Genomic DNA, 25641 nt, shown 5'->3' with positions numbered 1-25641 from the left:
CTGGCAAGGATGTCTGCACCTATGGCTTCTATCAGTCCTCTAGCGGGTAAACCGCTTGATGCTTCTCATTTAACGGACATTCCGGCTCTTATAGAGGCGTATTATCGTTTGAAACCGGATGTATCAGTTGCAACGCAACGTGTCGCATTTGGTACGTCGGGTCATCGTGGAACTGCGTTACATGGCAGTTTTAATGAAAATCATATTCTTGCGATTTGTGAGGCAATTTGTCGGTATCGTAAGGCTGAAGGAATTGATGGGCCTCTTTTTTTAGGGATTGATACCCACGCTTTGTCAGAGCCAGCTCAGCGCAGCGCAATTGAAGTCTTTGCGGCGCATGGAATTGATTTGCGTATTGACGCTGAGCATGGATATACGCCTACCCCCGTTATTTCCCACGCTATTTTAACGTATAATCGTGGACGTGTTTCGGGGTTGGCGGATGGTGTTGTAGTCACGCCATCTCATAATCCGCCGGAAGATGGCGGTTTCAAATATAATCCTCCCCATGGTGGCCCTGCCGATACGGCTGTTACACGCGCCATTCAAGATATGGCGAATGGTTTTTTGGCAGATGGTTTGCGTGATGTACGCCGTTTGCCGTTTGCTACAGCAAGCCAATCAACCTGTGTTCAGGGTTATGATTTTATAACGCCCTACGTAGATGATCTTGTGTCGGTTATCGACATGGACGCTATTAGGGATGCTCAAGTTAAAATTGGTATTGATCCTTTGGGTGGAGCCGCTGTCCGGTATTGGCCACGCATTGTAGAGCAGTATGGTCTTAATGCTGAAATTGTCAGTGATACTGTGGATGCAACGTTTAGTTTCATGACGGCTGATTGGGATGGAAAGATCCGCATGGATTGTTCTTCCCCGTACGCAATGGCACGGCTGATCGAATTAAAGGATCGGTTTGATGTTGCCTTTGCTAATGATACGGATGCGGATCGACATGGAATTGTTGCTGCTCCAGATGGCTTGCTGAATCCCAATCATTATCTCGCTGTTGCAGTGTCGTATTTGTACCGTAATCGCCCGGATTGGAAGGCGGATTTAGGGGTGGGGAAGACTTTGGTAAGCAGCGGTCTTATTGATCGTGTAGCAGCGGAAATGGGCCGGAAGCTCGTTGAAGTTCCTGTTGGCCTCAAGTGGTTTGTGCCCGGTTTGATGGATGGGTCTCTTGGTTTTGGCGGAGAAGAAAGCGCTGGAGCCACATTCTTGCGTCGTGATGGTTCCGTATGGACGACGGATAAAGATGGCTTGGTACTTGATCTTTTAGCGGCGGAAATTACGGCTCGTACGGGTAAAAACCCTAGTGCTCATTATCATGAGCTAACGGCTCGTTTGGGTACGCCATTTTATGCGCGTATTGATGCGCCGGCAGACCCAGAGCAGAAAGCAAAGCTGTCTAAATTGTCACCTGAGCAATTTCCGTTGGATGTATTGGCAGGTGACCCTGTAACGGCAAAGCTAACACGGGCGCCGGGTAATGATGCTGCGATTGGCGGCTTGAAAGTGACGACGGATAATGGCTGGTTTGCAGCTCGTCCCTCCGGAACGGAAAATGTGTACAAAATTTATGCTGAAAGCTTTAAAAGTGCAGAGCACCTGAAGGCTATTCAGGATGAAGCGCAGGCGGCTATTGCGCAAATTTTTGTCGCGCTATGATGTGATTGTGGAGGCTTCCTGGGAGAAGCCTCCACAATATTTCTTATGGAAATATGTGGGATAAAAATGCATCCACATCTTTTTCACGAGTATCAAAACTTGTAACCAGTCGGATCATCGTCCCGCTTATGTGCGGTGGTGTTGGCCAACGATAAAAACCAAATCCAGCTTTTTCTAATGTATTGATTGTGGCATTTGGTAGGGTAACAAAAACCTCATTGCTTTCTGTCGGATAAGCTAAGGTTATAGATGGATGTTTTTTTAGCCCGTTACTAAGACGTTGTGCCATTCTGTTGGCATGTGCTGCATTACGTAACCAGAGGTTGCCTTCTAAAAGGGCGAGAAGTTGTACGCTGAGATAGCGATGTTTAGACCATAAATGCCCACTGCGTTTAATGCGGCGTTGAAAATCTTGAATATGGGGGCGTGTTCGCTCGTTTAGGAAAAAGATTACAGCTTCCGCGGCCATGGCACCGTTTTTTGTCCCTCCAAAAGTGAGGACATCAATGCCAGCTTTCCATGTAGTCTCTGCCGGAGTGCAGTTTAGCGCGGCGATAGCATTTCCTAAGCGTGCTCCATCTAGATGCACGCTTAATCCTTCTGCATGAGCGGCAGCACTTAAGGCGGTGAGGTGGGGTGGTTGGTAAACGATTCCCCATTCATTCGTCTGCGTTAAAGAGAGTGCGTGAATGGGGGGGGCAAGGAGGCCGGCTGCTTTTTTCTCATGTATGGTTTTTTGCAATACATCAACCTGCATGAGTCCGTTTGAAGACGGGACTGTCACGATTTTTGCGCCATGCATAAAAAACTCAGGCGCGCCACCTTCGTCATTCTGGATATGTGCGACCTGGTCACAGATGACAGATCCAAAGGGAGAGACTAGGGCAGAAAGGGCGAGACTATTACTCGCAGTACCCGTGACAATGGGGAAAACTGCCACTTCTGTTTCAAAAATTTCGCCAAAGCGTGTGTTCAGTAGGTCCGTATGTGAATCGTTGCCATAGGCGGATGCACTGCCATTATTGGCTTCCACAAGCGCTTGCATGACTTCGGGGCATACCCGAACGACGTTGTCACTGGAGAAGTTCTTGCGTATGTCCTCAGGCACGGAAACATCCTTGATATCGCGACCGAAAGTGTGGTCGGGGTTTTTATCGTACCTATCCTTAGCCTTTTTGTCATCCGGAGCCCCCTATGAGCACCCATCCTTCAGAGCAGGCCGGTCAACTCATTGACGGTAAAGCTATTGCACGCGCGTTAACCGAGAAGATCGGTCAAGATGTTGCAGCTTTCATTGAACAAGGGAACCCCCTGCCAGGTTTGGCAGTGGTTTTGGTCGGTAATGACCCTGCATCTGAAGTGTACGTGAAGAATAAAGCTATTCAGACACACCGTGCCGGTATGCGTTCTTTTATGCATATGCTGCCGGAGAGTACGTCCCAGGATGAATTGCTTGATTTGATTGCCCAGCTTAATGCGAACCCACGTATTCATGGTGTTCTGGTGCAATTACCTTTGCCTAAGCAGATTGACCCTGTAGTTGTGACGAATGCTATCGCACCGCATAAAGACGTTGATGGTCTCGGGGAAGTGAATGCGGGAAGACTAGCGCTGGGGATGGATGGAATTGTTCCATGTACTCCGCTTGGGTGTTTGATGCTGTTGAAATCCGTACATAAGGATTTAACGGGCAAGCATGCCGTTGTGATTGGTGCATCAAACTTGGTGGGCAAACCAATGGCTCAGTTGCTCTTACGAGAAAACTGCACAGTGTCGGTCGGGCATATTCATACGCAGGATATACGAGGTCTAGCACGTACAGGTGACATTCTGGTTGTGGCTACTGGTAAGCATGGCCTCGTGCGTGGTGATTGGATTAAGCCTGGTGCAACAGTTATTGATGTGGGGATTACACGTGTACCGACCCACGAAGGGCGGACTCGTTTAGTCGGGGATGTTGCTTTTGATGAAGCGCGCCATGTTGCAGGGCATATTACGCCTGTACCTGGTGGGGTGGGGCCGATGACAATCGCATGTTTGCTACATAATACCCTTCAGGCGGCACGAGTTACTCAGGCTCTGTTGAAGAATGGTGACGCGTCATGACGCGGGTTTCCTTAGAGCTGGTTCCGCGTACTCTTGAGGCTTTGTTAGAGGATGTAGCTCTTTCTAGGCGTATTCTGCCGCAATTGGATCTTTTGAACATTCCAGATCTGTTGCGCTTTGATGTGCGGAGCTATCGTGCCGCCGAAGCTGTTGTGGGTGGAACTGGGGTAGAGAGTATTCCACATGTTCGTGCGATTGATGTGGACCCTGATGCACCGTTGCCGGGGGCTCATAGTGTAGAGTTGAAGGCAGTGTTGGTTGTGGCGGGTGACCCTGCTCCAGAAGGGCACAAAACATATCCTCAGAGTTCGGTAGATGTTATTGCGCGATACAAGCGTGAAGCGCCTCATTTGGATGTATATGCGGTGTTCGATCCGTACCGCCGTGCGCCGTGGCAGGAACTTGAGGAAGTAAAGCGTAAAAAAGATGCAGGTGCGAAGGGTTTTTTTACGCAACCCTTATTTGATGTAAATATGCTGCGCCTTTGCATGGATTGGATGCGTGACGAAACGGTTTTTTGGGGGATTTCACCTGTTCTGGGTGAGAAATCTCGTGCGTATTGGACGCGTGTAAATCGTATTGTTTTTCCTCAGGATTACGACTTGTCTCTGGATGGGAATATTAAGCTGGCCCGGACTATGTTGGCGCTTATTCGGGAGGCTGAAGATAATGCTTATCTTATGCCTTTACGTGTTGATTTGGGGGCGTACTTGCGTGGTTTGGAAGACCTGATATAGCATTATAATACGCTTTATAAATAAACCGTAATGATATACGTGGGCGGGCTAATGTGATAAATATCCCATGAGCTCGCCTCTTTTTTCAAAGAGGGTATCGGTAACAAAAAATGAAAAGATAAGATTGAGTATGCAGGCTTATTTTATACAGCTTTCTTCGCGGCTGAAAAAACATGCTCGTGTGTTAAGCAGCACGTCTTTATGTGCCGTGGGTATACTCAATATTATGCCTCTTGTTGCTAAGCCTCTTGCAGATCCACATGCTATTTTTGCTCCTTTTAGTCTGCCTGATGCGCCGAATGTATATCGCGCTGGAAGCGGGGTTCCGGGGCCACATTATTGGCAAAATCAAGTTGACTATAAGATTAAAGCGCATCTGGATGCCGTTCATCATCGGTTGAATGGTGATGAAACTATTACATATACGAATAATAGTCCGGATACTTTGGATGTTGTGTGGTTACAGCTTGAGCAAAATCGATATCGAGCAGATTCACGCTCTAATATAGCGGGTGTTGTGCCTTCGGAAACATCTGAAGGAATGGTATTAGAGAAAGTTTGTGAAACGAGTGGTGGAATAGAAACGGGGCAGGCATATTTAGTCTCTGATACTCGTCTGCAGTTAAAGCTGTCTCACGCGATTTTGCCACATCAAAAAGTCAACTTTCGGATTCAATGGCATTACACTATTCCGGGTACATGGGGAGGGCGCACCGCCGTTTCTAAAGCCCAGGATGGTGATGTATTTGAAATGGCGCAGTGGTATCCACGTCTGAGTGTTTATGATGATCGGCGTGGATGGAATACACTGCCCTATTTGGAGCAAGAATTTTTCTTAGAGTACGGAAATTTTGATTACTCCGTGACGGTTCCGTGGAACTTTACGGTAGTGGGGTCTGGCGCTTTGCTTAATCCCGTTGATGTTTTGACTGAGACAGAGCGGGCGCGCTTGACACAAGCGGCCGGAAGCGAAAAGCGAATCTTGATTCGTGATTTGCATGATGTAACAACTCCTTCCAGTCATAAGAAATTGAGTGGTGAGGCAACGTGGCATTTTGCAATGCAAAATACACGAGATGTTTCTTTTGCCACCTCACCGGCATTTTTGTGGGATGCCGAGCGGATTAATTTACCAGATGTTTCACCATGGCCTGGTTATGCAAAGCAGCCTCGGTTGGCGATGTCTGTTTACCCGCGTGAGGGAATTTCTCCTCATGGTTGGGATCGGTCAACGGATTATGTGAAGCACGCAATTGAGTATTTCTCGTCACAGTGGTTTGTTTACCCATGGCCTAATGCCATTAATGTCGGAGGCTACGGTGCGGGAATGGAATATCCCGGTATTGTTTTTGACGGCATGCATGAGCGCGATCCAGAATTATTCTGGATTACGACGCACGAGATTGGCCACGATTGGTTTCCTATGCTTGTTGGCACAGATGAACGGCGTAATGCTTTTATGGATGAAGGTTTTAATACCTTTATTGACGCTTATGCATCGGATCACTTTAATCACGGAGAATTTGCTCCCAAGAAAGATCCTGAATTTTCGCCGCAAACAGGCAATCCCGCTCATGACATAGTGCCAGTGCTACAAGATAGTCATGCTCCTTCATTGATGATGGCTGCTGATGATATTTCTGAAACGTATCGTCACTCTATAAGTTATTTCAAAGGGGCATATGGATTAAAGCTCTTGCGAGAACAGATTTTAGGTCCGCAGCGTTTTGATGCAGCGTTCCGGCGCTATATTGCCGAATGGGCGTATCGTCATCCATCACCATCAGACTTTTTCCGGATTATGGAGAGTGAAGGGGGTGAGGATTTAGGTTGGTTTTGGCGTGGCTGGTATTTTGAGAATGCAGCCCCTGATTATGCTGTTACCATGTTGAAAATGCAGACAAATGGTCAGGTGAAAGTTGGGGTGGCGAATTATGGTAACTTGCCTCTGCCGGTCCATCTGCGCTTGCAGTACGCAGATGGCACGATGAGTGACCGTATCCTTCCAACCGAGACGTGGCGTCAGGATAGTGCTGTGGTGTTGACGTTACCGGTAGAGAAAAAGGTGGTGTCGGCAACTTTGGACCCGGACGTTATGATTCCGGATGTGGACCGTAGTGATAATACTTTGGCAGTATCTACTGCTCATCCGTAATGACTCGGTCACCTTTCATCAGCCTGTGAAAGCGAAGCTTTTCGTAGGCTGATGGGGTGGAGCATTGTGCGATATGCTAGAAAGTCCGGCAATCATATCGTGATTAATGTCGATGAGTGGTTCTAAGCTCAGTGGGCGCATCATAGCATCATTTGATTGTTTTAAAGACCATGTACTCAGAGTTAATAAGTCTTTTTGTAAAACGGAATCTAGCGGGCAATCTTTTCGCTGTAAGCTATGCAGGAGAATACCCCATAATTTTTGGTTCTGATGCAGGGCATGATGTCGCTCTTCGGGTGTTTGGGCTTGTGTCATGAGTGTATTAATATGACGAAAGGCCATAGCCTCTATTTCTCGGGAGGAAAGATATCCTCCAGATTGCGCTTGATACTGTGACGCCGCGTAATTCACGCCACGTTTCTCCTTCAAAAGGGGGGGGAGTTTATCGGTACCGACCTGTCGATACCGATAAAAAGCATTTTATATTAGCCGCGGAACAGGCTCATAATTTGTGAAGACTGCGAGTTGGCAATTGATAGTGATTGTACCGCAAGTTGTTGTTTCGTTTGCAGTGATGTGAGTTTTGCGCTCTCGGCCGCCATGTCAGCGTCTGTGAGCGCGCCTACGCCGGATGTGAGTGAGTCGGATAATGAAGAGGTAGAAGATTGAAGCTGGGTGACGGAGTTTGTCGCCACGCCCATTTTCGAAGAGATACGCTCAATACTGGAAAGTGCGGCACCAACAGCTAATTGTACCACGGAGGTCCCACTTGTTTGTGAGGTGCTGGCGCTAGAGGATACTGTTCCTGCACTACCTTTTGATCCCGCGGTATAGGTTCCCATTTTGACGCTGCTATTTGTAGCATCAAGGTTGCCACCGGCCATGGTGATGGAGCCATCATTGTTTGTTTGTGCGCCAAAGCCAGCGTTATTAATGGCTGTGACGAGTGAGGATTCTTTTGCGTTATTTTGCTGAGCTGTAGAGCCAGCAGAATCAGCTTTGCTAATATCAACATCGACAATTTTGCTCATGGCTCTAACGTTGCCATTCGCATCAACATCGCCACCCTTGGCAACGGTGTAGGTCATATTGCCGGAGGCATCGGCTTGCGATTGAATGCTGTCACCATTTGTGAGCTTGTAAGATGTTGTTCCATCTGAACTCGTGGTCGTGGAAGCGATAGCACTTTTATTGTTCCCGTCCGTAACACTGAGTGTGCCGCCTGTCATGCTCACGCTCAGGTTGCTTCCAGATGTGAGTGCATCGGTAATCATGCTGGAAACAGTGCCTGATGCACCTGTGGAATCGCCTGGCTTGCTATCGAGAACAAAGGACGTGGTAACGGCTGGGTTTCCCGCGGCTCCAGTGTTGCTTGCTTGGGCTTGGTTCTGCACTTGTAGTACGCTGGCGCTACTGCTTGCGCCAGAAAGGGTGCCCGGATTGCTGATAGAAACACCATTCATAGAGGTGCTCAGCCCTTGAAGTCCAAGACCTGCGGACGTGGCATTAAATCCATTTTGCGTGAAAAGATTGCCGCTAACGTCCTGGGCTGCGGAAATGGAGTTATAATTCACACCATTTCCGGTGGAGCCGGAGAGAAGGTTGACGCCTTGGAAGGTTGCGGTATTCGCAGCGGAATCGATGGAACTGAGTGTTGATTTGATGGCGCTATTTAATTTGCTTTGATCCATACCATTATTGGCGGCCTGCGTAATGGTGCTAGATAAAGTAGAAAGATTGCTAGTGATTGAACTTGTTGCTTGCGTGGTGGTATTTAAAACCTGACCGGCAAACTGTAGGCCGGTTGAAACACCGCTCAGGCCTGAAATTTGTGCATTCATGCCTTGAGAGATGGCGTAAACGGCAGGGTTGTCAGAGGCATCGTTTACTTTTTTGCCGGTAGAGACAGCATTTTGCGTTTTGCTGAGGTCGTTAGATGTTTGATTAAGTGACTGTAGGGCTGCCATTGCAGCATTGTTGGTATTAATTGACATGGACATTGTTCTAGACTCCGTCAGTGCATTATGGCCTGCTAGAGGATAGGCAAAGGGATATTAATAGATTCTGAATTATCCTTTTATTCTTCTTGGTATTGGGTAGGAGTAGAGAAGGAAACGCGGTAGTTTTTTGAGCTTGCTGCCTCCGACATGATATGCAAAGAATGACCGAACTGATCGGTCATTTTGGGTGTTCGTGTCATCCTTCTGGCCTTCATAAAAATTTGTAAGCTCTTTGGAGTGTAAAAGAGACCACATGGCGCAGGATGATCAGCCGTCAGGCTCAGCACCGAAAAAGTCTAATCCCTTACGACGGATTATTCTTATTCTTCTGGTAATTCTCGCAATTGTGGGGATTGGTTTTTATGTGTTTCTGACACGAAATCAGTATAAAACAGATGATGCATACACAGAAGGGCGAAAAATTTCGATTGCCGCTCATGTGAATGGTTATGTCACGCGTTTATTGGTTAATGATAATCAATTTGTTCACCGTGGCGACTTGTTGTTTACGGTAGATGACCGTGATTACAGAGCCTCTCTGCAGAAAGCACAAGCTGCGGTAGAGCAAGCAAATGCCAATATTGATGCTTATCGTTTGCAGGTTGCTGTAGCACAGAAAAATTTCCCGGGTCAGTTGGTGACAGCTAAAGGCAACCTTGCGGCAGCGCAGGCGCAACTTGTGAAAGCCGAGGCAGATTTTCGTCGGCAACGTACTGTAGCGCGTGCAGCGACGTCACAGCAGGATATTGATACTGCCCATGCTGCTTTGGAAGAAGCACGAGCACGCGTTTTGCAAGCTGAAGGCCAAATGACGCAAGCTGAGCCCGTGGCGGCTAATTTGAGCAATGTTTCAGCACGTGTGACACAAGAGGAAGCATCACTGGCCTCTGCCTTGGCTCAGCTTAAGCAAGCTGAATTGAATATGGAGTGGACACAAGTGCGCGCTCCGCAGGATGGTTGGATTGCAGAGCGTAGTATTGAGCAAGGTAATTTTGTTCAAACGGGACAAAAGCTCTTTTCTATTGTTCAGCCAGAAGTGTGGGTTGTTGCGAACTTCAAAGAAACTCAAATTACGCGTATGCGCATTGGTCAGAAAGTCGACATGGAAGTCGATGCATATCCTGACCTGAAGCTGCATGGGCATATTGATTCTATCCAGTTAGGTTCAGGGGAAAATTTCAGCACGTTCCCACCTGAAAATGCGACGGGAAATTTTGTGAAAACCGTTCAGCGTATTCCGGTTAAAATTTTGATTGATCGTGGTTTAGACCCGCATCTTCCATTGGCGCTCGGCTTGTCCGTTACGCCGACCGTTTACGTGAAGTGAGCTGTGTTCCATGAGCGCGCCGGATACATCAAAAGAAGAGTGGAAACCCAAGCATAACCCTTGGTTGATTGCCGTTGTTGTGACGATGGCTGCGTTCATGGAAGTGCTGGATACAACGATTGTGAATGTGGCTTTGCCACATATCGCCGGGTCTTTGGGGGGGTCGTATGATGACTCTACATGGGCTCTGACGGCGTATCTTGTGGCCAACGGTATTGTGCTGACCATCTCAGGATGGTTGTCCCGACTGTTCGGGCGTAAACGATACTTCTTGATTTGTATTGTGATGTTCACCGTATCGTCATTCTTGTGTGGCCTTGCACAATCATTGCCGATGTTGGTGGTATTTCGTTTGATGCAGGGCTTCTTTGGTGGTGGACTGCAACCAAGTCAGCAATCAATTATTCTGGATACTTTCCCGCCAGAAAAACGTGGAGCTGCCTTTGGTCTGACGGCAATTGCAACGATTGTCGGGCCGGTTCTGGGTCCGCTTTTGGGCGGTTTTTTAACGGATGATTATTCATGGAGATGGGTTTTCTTCGTTAATATTCCGTTTGGCATTATTTGCGTTTTAGCCGTGTCTGCCTTGGTGGAGGATCCACCATGGGAGCGCCGGCGTCGTATGCCGATTGATGGTGTTGGTATTGGTTTGATCACTTTAGGTTTGGGTTGCCTTGAACTCGCTTGTGACCGTGGTGAAGATGAAGATTGGTTCGGGTCGCACTATATTATTCTAATGGCCGTTTTAGGGGCGATTGGTATTATCGGTGCAATCATCTGGATGTTAAAAGCACGCCAGCCTTTGCTTAGGTTGGAAGTTTTTAAAGATCGTAATTTTGCAACCAGTATGTTGCTAATGTCTATGGTCGGCGCTCTACTCTATAGCTCCTCCATTATCATCCCTCAGTTTGCGCAGCAGGTACAAGGGTATACAGCGACGACCTCTGGGCTTTTATTGGCGCCGGGTGGTATGGTCGTGATTGTGTTGATCCCTATTGTAGGGAAGCTCATGAAAGTCATACCGTTACGCTATATTATTGCGTGTGGCTTTACCCTGATGGGTTTGTCGATGTTCCAAGCCGCGCATTTGAACGCGCAAATTGACTTTACGACCCTAATTCAATACCGCGTGAGCCAGACGGCAGCGCTGGCTTTTCTGTTCGTGCCGATTTCAACGGTGGCGTATTCCACGCTCCCGCGGGAGTTAAATGCGGATGCATCGGCACTCTTCAGTATGTGCCGTAATTATCTTGGGTCTTTAGCGATTTCGTTATCCACGGCTGCTGTGGTGGAAGCGCGGCAAAGACATCAGAATGATATGGCTGGGCACATGATTACAGGGCACCAGCCGTACACTGATTATCTCAACACTGTGCAGAAAACGGCACAAGACCATGGGCTGACACCTGCCGCAGCCCATAGCTTTGCCGTACATCGGTTAATGGGAGAATTCTCAACTCAAACAGCAATGCTGGCTTACAATGAGGTCTTTCGTTGGATCGGTATTGTGGCCCTCATGGTTGTGCCGCTTTGTGCTTTATTGGCACCAGTGGCGAAAAAGCGCAGCGGTGATGCCCCCGCAGGGGGGCATTAATGAGGGGCATAAATCTTCCAAAAGCTTTCCGCCGTCAGCTGTGCCAAGCGCGTAATGGCTTTACTGCTATCATCGACCGGCATGGCCAAGCGGCGGCGGTTGATGATGCGCGTTTGGCACATAGCAATCAGTTGTTCTGCGGCGAACTCGACATCAGGGATTGCCAGCATGCCAGTGTCATGGCAGCGCTGCAGCCATTGGCTCAGATTGTTCACGGTTGCACCAAAGCTGTGCTTCCAGAAAGTATCCGCCAAGTTGGGAAATTTTTCTGTTTCAGCAACCAATATGCGATACAGTCCCATTGCTTCGGGGTTGAGCAGCAAGTGGATCGCCGCTTCGCACACATTCAACAGTGTGCTCTGGAGGTCATGAGCATCATCATTCACCAAGGCGGTAAGCGTTTGAAGCTTAGTTCGCGACTGTTCAATGATGAAGGCCGAGAACAGATCGGCTTTGCTGGTGAAGTGATTATACAGCGTTCCTTTGGAGACGCCGGCCTCTCGTGCGATATGAGACATGGAGGCGCCTTCGTAGCCATGCGCCAAAAAGACCTTCTCCGCTCCTCTCAGAATTTGTTCGCGTTTGCCAGAGAGCGAGTGAGGGGAGGGCGCCGAAGGAGTGGTGGGTGTCTGACATGGTGTCTTGGTACCCCGTTGGTTTCTCATAAAGCGCCAGCGTTCTTTCGTAATCAAACTGCAATACGCATTATGCTGACCGAACTGGTCGGTCAGTGCAAGATTATTTCTGTTTCAGGGGTCTGATCGTGAGAGCAACTTCTTTTGTACGAGCTTTGTCTGCTGGCGTTGCCATTGTTGCTCTTTCAGGGTGCTTGCATGTCGGCCCGGAGTTTCATGCGCCTAAGTCATGGGCTCCGGAACATTATACCCAAAGCGTGACACAGGCTCCGACTAGCATCACGCGTGAAGAAGCAATATCGGATCAGTGGTGGGCCTTGTTCCATGATGACGAACTGACGTCTTTGGAAAATCGTTTGGTGCATCAGAATTTGGCATTTCGTCTCTCCACAGCAAATCTTGCGCAGAGTAGAGCGCAATTGATGATGGCAGGTGCAGAGCGTTTTCCGGGTTTGAGTGCTTCGGGCTCCTATCAGCGTAGCCAATTTAGTTCTAAATTCGCCCAAGAAGCGATTGGGCAGGTTGGAAAAGGGTTAGGCTCTGGTACTGCAGGGCAGCTGGCGCAACGTGCTGCGAGCGATACTGAAATCCCACAATTAGATCAGTGGAAAGATGGGATTGATGCCACTTATGAAATCGATCTTTGGGGGCGAGTAGCACACCAATATGATGCGGCAAAAGCAGATTTGGCTGCGTCTGATGAAGAGCGGCGGGCTGTTTTGATCGCACAACAAGCGGATATGGCGCGTGCATATCTTACATTGCGTGGTGATCAGACGCGCCAACGTGTTTTGACGGACAATTTAGCAACATTGAAGCAGTTCCAAGCTCTTGCGCAGGCTCGTTATCGCGCCGGTCTGGTATCGGAACTTGACGTGGATACTGCTCAAGGACGTGTGCACGAAACTGAAAGTCGCTTGGCGCAATTAGCGCAGGCTGTGGCGCAAGAAAAGAATGCCGTCGCACTCTTATTGGGTGATGCGCCTAGTAGCTTAAATGAAGAGCTTACGGCGCGTGCAACGCCGGTTGTTCCGCCCGTTGTTCCGGTTGGTTTGCCTTCTGAGCTTGCGCAGCGTCGTCCGGATATTCGTGAGGCTGAAGCAAAGCTCCGTGGGGCTGTTGCAGAAGTCGGCGAAGCAACCGCTGACTTTTATCCTAAAGTGACGATTAATGCTGACTTTGGATTCCAAAGCTTGTCTTTCCGTGACTTAGGATTCTGGAATGCACGAGCATGGAATATTGGTCCATCTATTTCATTGCCTATTTTTCAAGGTGGGCGTTTGCGCGGGCAATTAGCGTTGAAAGAATACGCACAAAAAGCGGCTGCCATTAATTATCAGCAAACGGTTTTGCAGGCTTGGCATGATGTTGATAATGCGCTCATTGCTTACCGAAACGAGCAGTTACACCGTCAGGCTTTGGCAGGTGCGGTTGATGATAACCAACGCGCCTTGAACCTCGCAAAAAGCCAGTATCGTTCAGGGTTAACGACGTATCTGAGCGTGCTAAATGCGCAGACGCAGCTCCAGTCAGTACAGCTGGATTTGGCCGAAAGCGATTGCACTCTCGCGACAGATTTGGCGCGTTTGTATAATGCTTTGGGCGGTGGTTGGAGCAGTGTTTTGCCAGAAAATGATCCTTCTAAGCGTTCATTGGTAGCAGTGTCTCCGGGGCCGTAATGATGGCTCGCTAAAATTTGTTGCTAAAATATTGCGCTGCTCTTTATTGCTAAGCGCAATTTACATGTTATTGAGGGTGTAAGTTTTTCTTCTCAGCATGGATAAGCAAGAGCGTGCAGCCAAATCTTACTGATCCCAATCTACCGGCGCGTATTCTCGTTGTTGAAGACGATGCGGGGATGCGCACCCTGATTTTGCGTGCTCTTCAAGGGGCTGGTTTCCGTGTGCGCGGTGTCGCATGTGGAGAGGAAATGTGGGAAGCGTTGGAACTGGCACCGGTTGATTTGATCATCATGGATGTGATGTTGCCGGGTAGTAACGGTGTAGAACTGTGCCGTGCTTTGCGTAGTGGTAATGCCATGGCGCACGCCGAAGAGCCCCCGCCAGCACAATTGCCGATTATTATGGTGTCTGCTCGTGGGGAAGAGCGTGATCGCGTTAATGGGCTTGAGGCTGGGGCTGATGACTATGTGCCAAAGCCTTTTGGTCAACGTGAGCTTCTGGCGCGTGTTCGTGCTGCGTTGCGTCGGGGTAGTGTTGGTACGGTGCAAGAGCCAGCACGGCGTGAGCGTCTGAAATTTGCTGGATGGACACTGGACTTGCGTCGCCGTGAGTTGGTTGACCCTGCAGGTGTAACGGTTGATATTTCGGGTGCAGAGCACGACCTCTTGACAAGTTTCTTGGATAATCCCCAGCGGGTTATCGCGCGGGACCGCTTGTTGGAACTGTCTCGGACGCGCTTAGGGGATGTATCAGACCGAAGCATTGACGTGTTGGTTAGCCGTCTTCGCAGGAAGCTAGGCGGTGATGCGGAGCAATTAATTCGCACGGTGCGCGGGTTAGGATATATTTTTGTCGCCGAAGTAGAGCGGGTCTGACAATTTCTGAGCGTTTTTCATTTTTACCCTTAGGCCACGTGGGGCGCGTTAGCGTTGTTTTGATCGTGGCTGTTGTCTTGGTCTTTATGGCCAATACAATTTTTTATAATGAAGCGGAGTCATTCATTGTGAATGACGTACGTTTTGTACAATTAGGGGATGCGCTTAATACGGATCTGCGCGTTTTGTCCTCAGCACCTGCAAGCCAGCGCTCGTTTTTGGCAGTTGTTCTATCTGGAAGTGAGTTGGATGTTTCATGGGAAGCTCGTTTGGACTTGCCAAACCTCCCGAATTTGCCACGACATCACAGCCCATCCCTAAAGCGTTTGGTTCACCGTTTGGCGCGGGACTATCCAACGTTAGCAAAAGCCGATTTGGATCTGTACACGTTGGCACCCAGTGCAACGGATGTTTTGGGAAGTGCAGTCCTGTCTGATGGCAGTATTATGCGATATCGCGTTCCCGGTTTGATGCAAAGGCATACTTTTACGCGCGGTTTAGCGGCTGCCGCGATTACGGCGGGAGCCATTAGTATTGCTGCTGCTATTTTGATTCAGGGGCTAAGCCTTCCATTTCGTGCATTGAGCGAAGCCGCGGAGCGTGTTGGTCGTAATGAGGAGTGGGTGCCCGTAAAAGAGCAGGGTTCCCGAGAAGTGCGCGGTGTTGCACGGACAATTAATGCGATGCAAATGCGCATTCAGAGTTTGTTGGATGATCGCACTCAAGCGCTTGCCGCGGTGTCACATGATTTGCGCACGCCCTTAACGCGTTTGCGTTTGCGCAGTGGTTTCTTGATGGATGTTGAGGCGCAAACCGCCATCGAAGCGGATTTGGATGAGATGGAAATCATGGTGAATGGTGTCCTTGCTTATCTCTCTGGGGCGGATGATCCGGAGCCGATGCGCGTTACCGATATTGTGGCGACCATTTATACTCTGGTGGATGATTGTTCTGATTTAGGGCGTGATGCACGCTATGAAGGCCCGGAGCACTTTCGCCTTACAGTGCGCCCGTTGGCTATGAAGCGAGTGCTTTCTAATTTGATTGAAAATGGCCTGAAGTATGGTGGGCGTGTACTGGTAGAAATTGTGCAGCCTAAACCCGGTTGGGTTGATATTTGTGTCAGTGATAATGGGCCGGGAATCCCAGAGAGTGAGCGTGATCGTGTGCTCACCCCTTTCTATCGCCTAGAAGAATCACGTTCTCGGCAGACTGGTGGGATCGGTTTAGGGCTTGCTATTGTTTCTCGTGAGGTTCAGCGGGAAGGAGGTACTTTTCGCTTGACGCAAGGTGATGCACAGCGTGGTTATGGCGGTTTGTGTGCTGTAATATCGCTACCTTGTGAGCGGCCGGTACAGAAAGAGCACCGTGTTTAGTCCTATTATTTTGTCTCTCCCTCTTGCGTCTGGGGCAGAAACGGCACATGTGACGGAAACGTGTTGAGAAGGACGGACGACGCATGTTCATCGAGACTGAAGATACTCCTAATCCAGAAACGCTAAAATTCTTACCTGGTCGTGCCGTAATGGGTGCTGCGGGTACGGCTGATTTTGGTGATGTCGTTTCTGCAGAAGGCCGCTCTGAATTGGCGGTTGAATTGTTCGCACATGCAGATGTGCGGCGTGTTTTCCTTGGTAATGACTTCGTGTCTATTACTAAGCATCCAGAAGCTGATTGGCCGGCTCTGAAGCCAATTTTGCTTGGACTTTTGACAAGCTTTTTTGAAGCAAACCGTCCAGTTTTTGTTGAAGGTCAAAGCGCCTCCGCTGTTGATGCCGCTATTGCTGAAAAAGACAGTGAAACGGTCCAGCGTATTCGTGACCTTTTGGATGAGCGTGTACGCCCTGCCGTTGCGAGTGACGGTGGTGATATTGCTTTCCGTGGTTACCGAGACGGAATCGTTTATTTGAGCATGCAAGGCGCATGTTCAGGCTGCCCATCATCTCGTGCAACCTTGAAGCATGGTGTTGAGAATATGCTCCGTCATTACGTGCCGGAAGTCTCAGCAGTTGAGCAAGTCGAGGACTGATAAATGACAGAGCTGGGTATGGCATCGGTTGCGACGGCTGTGTTGGAGAACGCACGAACGGCGACTTCATTCTCGCGGCGCCCGGTACCGGAAGAGGTTCTACACCAGTTGTATGACTTGGTGAAAATGGGACCAACGTCGGGTAATTGCTCCCCAGCTCGGTTTGTTTTTCTGACAACACCTGAAGCGCGTGAGCGGATCAAACCATCATTATCGGTTGGTAATGTAGAGCGCGCCATGGCGGCGCCCGTTTTGGCTGTTGTGTGCCATGATCCGTTGTTTTTCGAAGCTTTCCCGCGTTTAGGTGTTGATCCGACGCTGCGTGAATGGTTTGCAGCAGATGTTGGTCTTTCGGAAGAAACATCTTTCAGAAACGGCACATTGCAGGGTGGTTATCTCATTCTTGCCGCGCGGATGCTGGGGCTGGATGTGATGCCAATGTCCGGGTTTGACACTTTTGCGGTGGAAGATACGCTGCTTGCCGGTAAAGGGTGGCGTGCTAATTTCTTAGTAGGGTTAGGGTATCCAGCTGAGAATGTCCCACATCCAGATCATGCTCCGCCACGTGCTCCGCGCTTGTCTTTTGATGAGGCATGCTTCTGTTTATCGTAATGCGTTCATGAGCCTGATATAAAAATGAAAACCATTGTCTTGAATGGTGCCGGTGCAGGAGCGCAGCCGACGAATCTCGTTGCTCTCCTTGATGGCACACAGGTCATTGCGCAGACCGTTTTGACAGGGCGTGGGGCCTCTGAGCATTTTGCCCCGACACTGCATACATTATTGGCAGAAGTAGAACGCACGGGAGAAGCTTTTCGTCCAGATCGCGTGGTTGCAGTGATTGGCCCAGGCTCTTTCACTGGATTGCGAGCATCGCTGGCTTTGGCGAGTGGCTTTGCTGCGGGCTTTGGATGTCCAACGATCGGTGTAACGCTTGGTGCTGCCTTGCGCGCAACGTTGGCACGCGATGATGTCACATGTGTGAGTGTGGCGCGGCGAGGCCGCTTTTTCGTAGATCCACCAGAGGGGGCGGTGTTTGCTGTTCCTGAGGCTGAGTTTGATACGGCATTTCTTGCCTGTGTAACGGGGGATGCGGTTGATGGTGAGCGCGTTTGGGGCTGTCCTACGGTAGCGCTGTTATCGCCAACAGCGCTTGGGGTTGTGACCGCTGCCGAGAAGTGTGGGGTAGAAACGCTTTCGCCATTGTATGTTGATCCACCTGAGGCAAAGCCGCCCGCTGCCGGGTTGCGTCCAGCGCCTGTGTAATGAGTGGTCAGGGACAAGATTACACACTTTCTGAGTGTGGTGCGGAAGCTGCGCCATTATTGGCGGCAATGCATGCTGAGGTTTTCGCTGGTGGTGAAGTGTGGAGTTGCGAATCGTTTCATGAAATTTTCACAATCCCTGGAACGCGCGCCTATTGCGCTCACCGTGGCGAGCTTGGTCTCGGCTTGATGGTATACCGCGTTATTGCTGGTGAGGTAGAAATTTTGACCTTGGGTACGTTGCCTCAAGCGCGTCGCTGCGGTGTAGGGCGGCGTTTGGTGCAAGAGGTGCTCCAATATGGCACGGTCTTTCTAGAAGTATCCGTGCATAATGTAGCGGCCCAAGCTCTGTATCAAAGTTTGGGTTTTGATGCGGTGGGATACAGAAAGCGTTATTACCAAGATGGTAGCGACGCTTCTGTGCTCCGGCGAAACGCGGTTTGAAGTGTATATAGTCTTATAAAAAAATTAGTAAAAATTGGCTTTTTTCTGCCGTATTAAGCATGCTGTGTACCTCGGAAATGAGGTGATAAGCACAGTCGAGAGAAACGTTCTTACGGCTTTGTAATTACTCCTGAAAAAACATCGGAATCGTTAATTGATTGAAAGTCTTTAACGATTTTGCATGGTATAATTTTCAGCATGTCTGAAATATTTCTATATGTGTCATGTCCTTTGAGGGTAATTTCAAGAATCTGACCAGAAAGTAAGCTGTCAAAACTTGCGCGGATATAAACAGTGGTCATAGGGCATTTTTTGTCCCTAATGTCGAGGTGAAGTATTTCATTTTCTTTCACGGCGTTTTTTTGTCCTTTAACACTTGAATAACACTCACTGTAGCCGCTAAAGGGGCCCACATAAATGTTGTAAAGGATTTAGGGTATGTCACAAGAAATGGAAGTGCCGGACTTCAAACATCTGACCGCGCAGATTGTCACGGCTTATGTATCTAACCACGATGTTGAAACAGAGACGCTGCCGTCTTTGATTCGCTCCGTACATGAAGCACTGGCAACTGTTGATGCACCTGCAGAGCTTCCAGAAGAAAAGCCAGTTCCGGCTGTACCTCTGAAGAAGTCCGTGTTCCCAGATTACATCGTATGCTTGGAAGATGGTAAGAAGCTGAAGCTTCTCCGCCGTCATCTGAAGACGGTTTATAACATGACGCCACAAGAATACCGTGAGCGTTGGGGCTTGCCACCAGAATACCCGATGGTTGCACCAAACTATGCAAGCCATCGCTCATCTTTGGCTCGCAAGATTGGTCTTGGCCGTCGTCGCGCAGGCTAATGACCTTCTTAAAAAACCCGCTCCTATCACAGGGGCGGGTTTTTTTTATAATGAAGGCATTGGACAACAGGAACGTTTTTCGGCTAGGCCGCAAATATGGTCGCTGACACAAAAACTGCGGGCGCAGGGTCCCGCTTCCCTGCACGACAACCAGCTGGTGCTGGAGTCGTAGAGGATTCGCCGATTGCTCGTCTCTGTGTGGAGAAGGGCCTGAAGATGACTGGTCAACGCCGGGTCATCGCTTATGTCCTTTCGGCTGCAGATGATCACCCAGATGTGGAAGAGCTATACCGCCGTGCAACCGCGATTGATGGGCGCATTTCTGTCGCGACAGTTTATCGTACGGTACGCCTTCTTGAAGAGAAGGGAATCCTAGAGCGGCGCGACTTTGGTGGTGGCCGCGCGCGGTATGAAGCCAGCGATAATGGCCATCATTATCATCTGATTGATGTTGAGAGTGGCCATGTCGCAGAATTTGAAGATGATGAACCTGTTCGTTTGATGACGGAAATTGCACGTCGTCTAGGCTTTGAACTTGTGTCACATCGTATTGAAATTTTTGGGCGTCGTATTCCTGATGCGAAACCTGAGAAAATTATTTCCTCAAAGAAAGATAAGAGCGGATCATGACAATAAAACCGACAGAGTTAGAGGTGCCGTCTTCCGCTAAGGAATGTGGGGAAGAAAAGGCCCATACGCTCGTCAGCAGCGAAGAAACTCGTCGGCAAATGGAAACACTGTCTACGTTGGCCTTGAATCGCGATGGTGGTTTTCAAGAAGTGCGTGGCGGGGCGTTGGGTGTGCGTCTGGCAGAAACAGATGCGGAGCGTGATGCCGCTCAGGCCCTCCGTTATCGTGTCTTCTTTGATGAAATGGGTGCGCGCCCAGACGAGCGGGCTTTGCGGACCAAGCGTGATGTTGATGAATTTGATGATGTGGCTGACCACTTATTGGTGATCGACCATAATATTTCTTCTGGCGCTGAAGGTGTGGTGGGGACGTATCGTCTTTTGCGCTCCGACGCAGCAGAGAAGGTTGGGCGTTTTTATACGGCTTCAGAGTACGACATTTCCCCATTAACGGAATTTCCGGGTCGTCTTCTGGAAGTCGGTCGTTCATGCGTGGCGCGGGAATATCGTGGCCGTGCGGCTATGCCGTTATTGTGGCAGGGCATCGCCTCTTATATCTTCTTGCACCGGATTGATGTGCTTTTTGGTTGTGGCAGTCTGCCGGGTACCGATCCGGATGCCTTGGCGGATCAGTTGACGTATTTGCATCATAACCATCTCGCTCCGCCTGCGCTGCGTATTCGTGCGTTGGAAGAACGTTATGTTGAGATGTTGCGTAAAGATCCGCACCTCCTTGAACCGCGTGCCTGTTTGAGCAAAATGCCGCCTTTGATTAAGGGGTACCTCCGCTTGGGCGGTTATGTGGGTGACGGTGCAGTTGTGGATGAGCAGTTCAACACAACGGATGTGGCCGTTCTGGTGAAGAGTGAACTCCTCGCGGACAAATATTATCGCCATTATGAGCGTCGCTTGCGTGACGCACTCGATTCCTAAAGAAAAACATGAAAGCGCTGCGTTTATCGTAGCGCTTTTGACTTTGAGGGTACGGTTATGAACCCCACGCTTCCGCTCTCAGGCTGGCGATTTGGTGCGCTGTTATTGGGGGTGGGAGCGCTGACCGCTCTGGCATTCCCGCCAGTATGTTTTGTGCCCGTGTTACCGATTGGCCTGCTGCTCTTGTACCGTGCGGCAGAAGATGCAGCGTCGTGGAAGCTGGCGGCATTGTACGGCTTTCTGTTTGGGTTAGGGCTACATACAGCGGGTCTCTATTGGCTTACGAATGCCATTTTGACGCGTGTGCATGATTTTTGGTGGGTTTTGCCCATAGCAGCACCGGGCGTTGCGTGCGTGATCGCGCCTTTGGTGGCTATTCCTGCGGTCGCATGTCGTTGGGTCCCTCCGGGATGGCGACGGGTATTGATGTTTGCAGGCAGTTGGACGCTCGCAGATATGGCGCGTGTTTTGTTGTTCTCCGGTTTCCCATGGAATCCTCTGGGAAGTGCTTTGGAAGTATCCGGAGGGCTGGGTGATGTACTGATACAACCCGCTTCAGTGATCGGTGTTGATGGTTTAACGCTCGCTGTTGTGTTGGCAGCTTTGACCGTGACGCGTGGCCGACGCGGTGTTGCTTTAGTGAGTTGTGGCCTTGTGGTGTGGGTGGGGTGGTCCGCTTGGCACATGCGCCACGTTGTGACCTTACCTGCCCAAAATCCGCGTGTTGTTGTGGTGCAAGGCAATGTTTCAGAAGATCAGATTTTAACGCGCGCTGTACGTGTTGAGAATTTTTTACGGTATCTCCGTCTGACAGCTCAGGGTGTGCATGCAGCTCAAGCCGCGGGAGATGACAAGCCTATTGTCGCGATCTGGCCTGAATCCGGTTTCCCCGGCATTCTGGATGAAGATGCTGCGGCACGAAGCTATATTGCGCGTGCTGCCGATGGTGCCATGACGATGGTGGGGTCTGACCGTGAGCTGCAGGGGCATTGGTATAATAGTTTAGAGGTAGTGGACCCTAGCGGTAATATAGCGGCCGTTTACGATAAGAGCCGTTTGGTGCCTTTCGGTGAATATAAGCCTTGGATTGTCCCTTTTAACCTTTTGCCGGAAACCTTAACGCCGGGTGAAGGTCTTAAGACGCTAGATCAGCCGGGTATTGGCCGGGTTGGTCCAATGGTGTGCTACGAAGTGGTTTTCTCGGGGGCGGTCATTGCTGCACATCAACGCCCAAACTGGTTGGTGACGATTTCTAACGATGCATGGTTTGGCAATAGCGCCGGGCCGCGCCAGCATTTGGCAACAGGTCGTATGCGTGCGGTGGAGGAAGGTTTGCCGATGGTGTTTGCAAATAACACCGGTATTTCCGCCATTTATGATGGGCAGGGCCATGAAATGCAGCGGTTAGGCTGGGGAGTGGCGCAAGAGATGGTAGCCGATCTTCCATCGCCATTATCTCCAACTGTGTTTAGCCGTTTGGGGCGGCACTTTCCTTTATGTCTTGCAGCCTTGTGTGTGTTGCTTGCGCTTATACCGAAACGTCGTTTGAGGGTGTAAGAACCAAAACACTACCTAAAGGTTAATGTTGACAATCTCAGGTTGCTTATTAATTTTAAGACAACCCAAAGGAGAGTTATGTCAAAACCTCAAGCGAAAACCGAGAGTAAAAACGTGGCAGGCTCCACGGACGTGCATATTGGCAACCGTATTCGTTTACGTCGTACGCTGATGGGTTTGTCGCAGGAAAGTCTGGGGGAAGCGCTAGGCGTTACCTTTCAGCAAGTGCAGAAATATGAGCGGGGGGCTAATCGCGTCAGTGCTAGCCGGCTTTTCGAGTTGGCGCAGGCGCTCGATGTGCCGGTTGGATTTTTCTATGATGGGCAACCACAGGCCGAAGTACAGAAAGAGCAACTGACCGCGCCAGGATTGTTTGCACCGCCGCCGGTTACAACGCCTTTGGGTTTCGCAGAGACGCAGGCCGGTTTTGGTGGCCCGCCTCCAAGTACTCCAAAGCCACAGAGCCTTTTCAGGCCATCAGAAGATGAGGCTGCGTTATTCAGTAAGCGGGAAACGGTGGATTTAGTGCGTGCTTATTATCGCATTCCTGATCAGGGCGTACGTAAGCGCATGCTTGATCTCATGCGCAGTATGGCAGCGCCGGAAGAAGCATAATTTGTGCCAATAAGACCGTAGGATAGATCAGGGAGCGCCTGTGGTTGCGCTCCCAACGGAAGAGAAGTGACCCGTTCTATTCGCGGCGCAATACGCGATCATTCACAAAGGATGACAGCTTGCCCGCTTTGTAGTCAGAGCGTAGGCGATCTTCATCATATTCATCTCGTACCCAGTCGAGAAAGGGAAGCCGGCCTTCTGCTTCGGCCTTATAGCGCATGAAAAAGGCATCCAGAATCCCGGTGCGGGAACGGTTGAAATGCCCAAAGCGCCAGTGCAGCTGGTTGAGCGCATCATCTGCCGTACCGCCTTCAAACATGAGCACGAGGCCGGAGGCCAGTCCTGCTCTGTCTGCACCGGATTTACAGTGCATGAGCATGGGGAAGGTGATACCGCGATACATCTCCGCAAAGCGGAGGATACGGTCCCGGTGCGGCGCACCACGGCTCTCAAAGGCCATGTCGAGATGCTCGAGTCCTAAACGCGCACTTGCACGGCGTGAGAGAGCGTCAGAGCCACATTTGCGGTGTCCGCGCAGGTTCACCAGTGTTTTGATGCCTAGGCGCCTCTGAAGGCTACGGAGGCGTGCTGGCGTGGGGTGATTACAGCGCCATACCTTACCGGGTACAACAGCAGAGAGATTGGTCCAGATGAGGCGGAAAATGGAGTGATCAACAAAGAGGCTATCGCGCCACGCTCGGCGACGATCGGCTGCGGAAGTAATCCGGCCTTCGAACATCAGATGTTCCTTATTTCTGGAGCGACAGATGCCGCACGTTGAATGTTTTGTCTCACCCCATAGGAGGATGCGTCAACGGTGCGAAGCTGCTATTTTGATTCGCATGATGTTTGCCTCGCGCCGTAAGCCTTTTGTGATTCTTCCGTTGATGACGCTGCTGTCCGGCTGTGCGCTGGGCTCATCGTTCCAATCGCCGCCTGCAGATATGATTTCAACAATCCCGCCAGACCCGGTGCCGCGCCGTCATATTCTGCCGCCGGGCGTGACGGCAGGGCGCATCATTCCACCTATGCCCATGCCACCGGGTGCTGGTGTTGAGTTGGCGGGGGATGGGCCGCAGCACGCACCCCCGACAGACGGAGCCCCACCGTCAGGCGGGATGAGCTTTGGTACGGGGGATGGAAGCGGTCAGACCACTGACATAACCCCACGCCCCGCCGTGCCCGATACGGAAGTTTCTTATGGCCACAGAGGCGCGACGGTGTCTGCGCCGGGGCAGTGAGGGGGGGAATTGCGACGGTCCGCTTTTGATCGCAGCGGTGATGAAATCGGCAGGTACGTTGATCAAATCTAAAATACCATGACAAGTGGTGATTAAGAACTTGTTCAAGGCATGCTGGCATTTGTACGAAAGGTGTCGCGCTTGTTTATTTCGGCCCTCGTTCGCGGGAAACGTGGTTAACGATGATGTCACTTGGGTAGACAGGATAGGAGGTTGACACCGGCCGTATCGTCAAAACGGTCTGGATGCGCCGTGAGAGGTAAGGAGATAACATCGGTGATCCGATGATCAGCGTAGACGAACTTCCAATAGTGAAACCGGGCATCAAACCAAGGATTGTCATCAAACATCTCGTCCCATTCCAGTAGGTCACGCCGCAATGGCGATCCGACACCGTTGCTCTGTGTCCAGACCGCAGACTTGCAAATCGAGGCACGCTCGACTCGCACGATCAGCCGCCCGTTGAGAGATGCCTTTCCATCAAGTTCCTCGTTGAGCACAATGTTGAGGTTATGGGTTAACTCTTCCAACGATTCCGGCTTGGCTCTCGCGAGGGCAGTACCACTAATAAAGACGGCAAAAATCAGGCTGAGGACAACATGAATCATTGATATTGTCCTTTCAAAAATAGCATGGCCTCGTCATGCCGTCGCTTGATCAGACCGTCCATGATCTGGCCTTTCGAGCGCACCTGGTTTTCAATGATCCTGACGGCCTCTTGCTTGTCACCGCTGTTGATAGCGGCGCGCACACCCCGCCAACCGGCCCCCGGATTGTAGACGAACGAGACTAGGGCATTGAACTCGTTTTGTGTCAGGTAGACATGGATGCCCCGTCGCACGATCGCCTCGTAACTGGGAAGATTGACCTGGAGCAGGTGCGCTTCCTGATCATCCGTCAGATTGACGAGATCATGGTTGACCTCGGCAAACTTTCTAGCGGCTTCGCCCCGCAGTCCGGCACCCGCCGACACACGGGCCGCAATACCGGAGTTAACCCCAATATCTCGTAATTTCTGCTCGATCTCTGCCCGGAGACGATCGCGCATGTCATACCCCGGCCCGAGCGTCACACCAGATGCTCCGCCCGGCCAATGCAGATGATTACTGACGCCTTTTTGCTCCTCATGCCGTTCGATAAAACGTTGTCCTTGCGTAGAGGTCGTAAGCGCGCTGGGAGTATATGGCGCTGCTGACGTCGACGGTGTGCCGGAAACATTATAGAGACGATTTATTCCAGACATAACACCTCACTTTCAATGGCATTTTGCCACAACCGCACTCAAAAAGCAAATCCGTAC

At 50.3% G+C, this 25641-nt stretch carries 27 protein-coding genes; 19 read left to right on the top strand and 8 right to left on the bottom strand.

From position 1 onward, the window contains the following. Positions 1 to 21: 21 nt before the first annotated feature. Positions 22 to 1671, top strand: coding sequence for a phosphoglucomutase (alpha-D-glucose-1,6-bisphosphate-dependent) (gene pgm, locus KB213_RS09715; protein WP_211682582.1), 1650 nt, complete (start codon positions 22 to 24; stop codon positions 1669 to 1671). A 43-nt stretch (positions 1672 to 1714) separates the two neighbouring features. Here pgm and KB213_RS09710 read toward each other — a convergent pair whose 3' ends face one another. Further along, positions 1715 to 2779: a threonine aldolase family protein gene (locus KB213_RS09710; protein ID WP_346266701.1), complete on the bottom strand. Its 1065-nt coding sequence runs from the start codon at positions 2777 to 2779 to the stop codon at positions 1715 to 1717. 86 nt (positions 2780 to 2865) lie between these two features. Between KB213_RS09710 and folD the strand changes: the two genes are divergently transcribed. From folD to KB213_RS09695, 3 genes are all read left to right on the top strand, one after another. Beyond that, positions 2866 to 3777, top strand: coding sequence for a bifunctional methylenetetrahydrofolate dehydrogenase/methenyltetrahydrofolate cyclohydrolase FolD (folD, locus tag KB213_RS09705; protein ID WP_211682580.1), 912 nt, complete (start codon positions 2866 to 2868; stop codon positions 3775 to 3777). Then, positions 3774 to 4514: a methylenetetrahydrofolate reductase gene (locus KB213_RS09700; protein ID WP_211682578.1), complete on the top strand. Its 741-nt coding sequence runs from the start codon at positions 3774 to 3776 to the stop codon at positions 4512 to 4514. The genes folD and KB213_RS09700 overlap by 4 nt, the downstream gene beginning before the upstream one ends. A gap of 226 nt (positions 4515 to 4740) precedes the next feature. After that, entirely contained in the window at positions 4741 to 6669 is a 1929-nt protein-coding gene (locus tag KB213_RS09695; RefSeq protein WP_211682700.1) for a M1 family metallopeptidase, read from the top strand. Positions 6670 to 6687: 18 nt separating this feature from the next. Here KB213_RS09695 and KB213_RS09690 read toward each other — a convergent pair whose 3' ends face one another. After that, a complete protein-coding gene (locus KB213_RS09690) occupies positions 6688 to 7080 on the bottom strand; it encodes a flagellar biosynthesis regulator FlaF (protein WP_211682576.1) in 393 nt (130 codons plus the stop codon). Positions 7081 to 7154: 74 nt separating this feature from the next. Continuing rightward, positions 7155 to 8669 (bottom strand): flagellin N-terminal helical domain-containing protein, encoded by a 1515-nt coding sequence (locus tag KB213_RS09685; protein ID WP_211682573.1) that lies wholly within the window; start codon positions 8667 to 8669, stop codon positions 7155 to 7157. 253 nt (positions 8670 to 8922) lie between these two features. Here KB213_RS09685 and KB213_RS09680 point away from each other — a divergent pair, with 253 nt between their 5' ends. Further along, positions 8923 to 9996, top strand: coding sequence for an HlyD family secretion protein (locus KB213_RS09680; protein ID WP_211682571.1), 1074 nt, complete (start codon positions 8923 to 8925; stop codon positions 9994 to 9996). A 10-nt stretch (positions 9997 to 10006) separates the two neighbouring features. After that, on the top strand, positions 10007 to 11590 hold the full coding sequence (locus KB213_RS09675; protein WP_211682569.1) for a DHA2 family efflux MFS transporter permease subunit: 1584 nt from the start codon (positions 10007 to 10009) through the stop codon (positions 11588 to 11590). Here KB213_RS09675 and KB213_RS09670 read toward each other — a convergent pair. Continuing rightward, a complete protein-coding gene (locus KB213_RS09670; protein ID WP_211682567.1) occupies positions 11587 to 12255 on the bottom strand; it encodes a TetR/AcrR family transcriptional regulator in 669 nt (222 codons plus the stop codon). The genes KB213_RS09675 and KB213_RS09670 overlap by 4 nt on opposite strands. A gap of 98 nt (positions 12256 to 12353) precedes the next feature. Between KB213_RS09670 and KB213_RS09665 the strand changes: the two genes are divergently transcribed. The 7 genes from KB213_RS09665 to KB213_RS09635 all read left to right on the top strand — a co-directional run bounded on the left by KB213_RS09665 (position 12354) and on the right by KB213_RS09635 (position 18520). Next, the gene (locus tag KB213_RS09665; RefSeq protein ID WP_211682565.1) at positions 12354 to 13904 is read left to right on the top strand and encodes an efflux transporter outer membrane subunit; all 1551 of its coding nucleotides are present in this window, start codon (positions 12354 to 12356) and stop codon (positions 13902 to 13904) included. Positions 13905 to 14017: 113 nt separating this feature from the next. Further along, entirely contained in the window at positions 14018 to 14782 is a 765-nt protein-coding gene (locus KB213_RS09660) for a response regulator (protein WP_211682563.1), read from the top strand. An 86-nt stretch (positions 14783 to 14868) separates the two neighbouring features. Then, a complete protein-coding gene (locus KB213_RS09655; RefSeq protein ID WP_211682698.1) occupies positions 14869 to 16158 on the top strand; it encodes an ATP-binding protein in 1290 nt (429 codons plus the stop codon). Between the two features lie 83 nt (positions 16159 to 16241). Next, complete coding sequence (locus tag KB213_RS09650) at positions 16242 to 16811, top strand: NifU family protein (RefSeq protein ID WP_211682561.1); 570 nt, start codon at positions 16242 to 16244, stop codon at positions 16809 to 16811. Between the two features lie 3 nt (positions 16812 to 16814). After that, positions 16815 to 17423: a malonic semialdehyde reductase gene (locus KB213_RS09645; protein ID WP_249110462.1), complete on the top strand. Its 609-nt coding sequence runs from the start codon at positions 16815 to 16817 to the stop codon at positions 17421 to 17423. Between the two features lie 24 nt (positions 17424 to 17447). Beyond that, positions 17448 to 18077 (top strand): tRNA (adenosine(37)-N6)-threonylcarbamoyltransferase complex dimerization subunit type 1 TsaB, encoded by a 630-nt coding sequence (gene tsaB, locus KB213_RS09640; RefSeq protein ID WP_249110461.1) that lies wholly within the window; start codon positions 17448 to 17450, stop codon positions 18075 to 18077. Continuing rightward, positions 18077 to 18520, top strand: a complete 444-nt coding sequence (locus tag KB213_RS09635) for a GNAT family N-acetyltransferase (RefSeq protein WP_211682558.1) — start codon at positions 18077 to 18079, stop codon at positions 18518 to 18520. The genes tsaB and KB213_RS09635 overlap by 1 nt, the downstream gene beginning before the upstream one ends. Positions 18521 to 18630: 110 nt before the next feature. On the opposite strand, the gene KB213_RS09630 is transcribed toward KB213_RS09635, so the two are convergent. Continuing rightward, positions 18631 to 18873 carry a sulfurtransferase TusA family protein gene (locus tag KB213_RS09630; RefSeq protein ID WP_211682556.1) on the bottom strand — a complete coding sequence of 81 codons (243 nt, stop codon included), beginning with the start codon at positions 18871 to 18873 and terminating at the stop codon, positions 18631 to 18633. Positions 18874 to 18958: 85 nt separating this feature from the next. Between KB213_RS09630 and KB213_RS09625 the strand changes: the two genes are divergently transcribed. From KB213_RS09625 to KB213_RS09605, 5 genes are all read left to right on the top strand, one after another. After that, on the top strand, positions 18959 to 19366 hold the full coding sequence (locus KB213_RS09625; protein WP_211682554.1) for a MucR family transcriptional regulator: 408 nt from the start codon (positions 18959 to 18961) through the stop codon (positions 19364 to 19366). 96 nt (positions 19367 to 19462) lie between these two features. Continuing rightward, a complete protein-coding gene (locus tag KB213_RS09620) occupies positions 19463 to 19996 on the top strand; it encodes a Fur family transcriptional regulator (RefSeq protein ID WP_211682552.1) in 534 nt (177 codons plus the stop codon). A gap of 98 nt (positions 19997 to 20094) precedes the next feature. Beyond that, positions 20095 to 20928 (top strand): GNAT family N-acetyltransferase, encoded by an 834-nt coding sequence (locus KB213_RS09615; RefSeq protein ID WP_211682691.1) that lies wholly within the window; start codon positions 20095 to 20097, stop codon positions 20926 to 20928. Positions 20929 to 20985: 57 nt separating this feature from the next. Beyond that, on the top strand, positions 20986 to 22485 hold the full coding sequence (lnt, locus tag KB213_RS09610; protein ID WP_211682550.1) for an apolipoprotein N-acyltransferase: 1500 nt from the start codon (positions 20986 to 20988) through the stop codon (positions 22483 to 22485). A 78-nt stretch (positions 22486 to 22563) separates the two neighbouring features. Next, complete coding sequence (locus KB213_RS09605) at positions 22564 to 23100, top strand: helix-turn-helix domain-containing protein (protein ID WP_211682548.1); 537 nt, start codon at positions 22564 to 22566, stop codon at positions 23098 to 23100. Positions 23101 to 23176: 76 nt separating this feature from the next. Here KB213_RS09605 and KB213_RS09600 read toward each other — a convergent pair whose 3' ends face one another. Further along, positions 23177 to 23839: a tyrosine-protein phosphatase gene (locus KB213_RS09600; protein ID WP_211682545.1), complete on the bottom strand. Its 663-nt coding sequence runs from the start codon at positions 23837 to 23839 to the stop codon at positions 23177 to 23179. A 67-nt stretch (positions 23840 to 23906) separates the two neighbouring features. On the opposite strand from KB213_RS09600, the gene KB213_RS09595 reads away from it, so the two are divergent. Beyond that, positions 23907 to 24341 carry a hypothetical protein gene (locus KB213_RS09595; RefSeq protein ID WP_249110460.1) on the top strand — a complete coding sequence of 145 codons (435 nt, stop codon included), beginning with the start codon at positions 23907 to 23909 and terminating at the stop codon, positions 24339 to 24341. A gap of 188 nt (positions 24342 to 24529) precedes the next feature. On the opposite strand, the gene KB213_RS09590 is transcribed toward KB213_RS09595, so the two are convergent. Both KB213_RS09590 and KB213_RS09585 read right to left on the bottom strand, forming a co-directional pair. Beyond that, complete coding sequence (locus tag KB213_RS09590) at positions 24530 to 24949, bottom strand: hypothetical protein (RefSeq protein WP_068173461.1); 420 nt, start codon at positions 24947 to 24949, stop codon at positions 24530 to 24532. After that, a complete protein-coding gene (locus tag KB213_RS09585; RefSeq protein WP_211682543.1) occupies positions 24946 to 25584 on the bottom strand; it encodes a glycoside hydrolase family protein in 639 nt (212 codons plus the stop codon). The genes KB213_RS09590 and KB213_RS09585 overlap by 4 nt, the downstream gene beginning before the upstream one ends. Positions 25585 to 25641 lie beyond the last annotated feature (57 nt).

The sequence above is a fragment of the Neokomagataea anthophila genome, from assembly GCF_018122595.1.
GTDB classification, from domain to species: Bacteria; Pseudomonadota; Alphaproteobacteria; order Acetobacterales; family Acetobacteraceae; genus Gluconobacter; species Gluconobacter anthophilus.
This window is presented reverse-complemented; position numbering and strand designations above follow the sequence as displayed.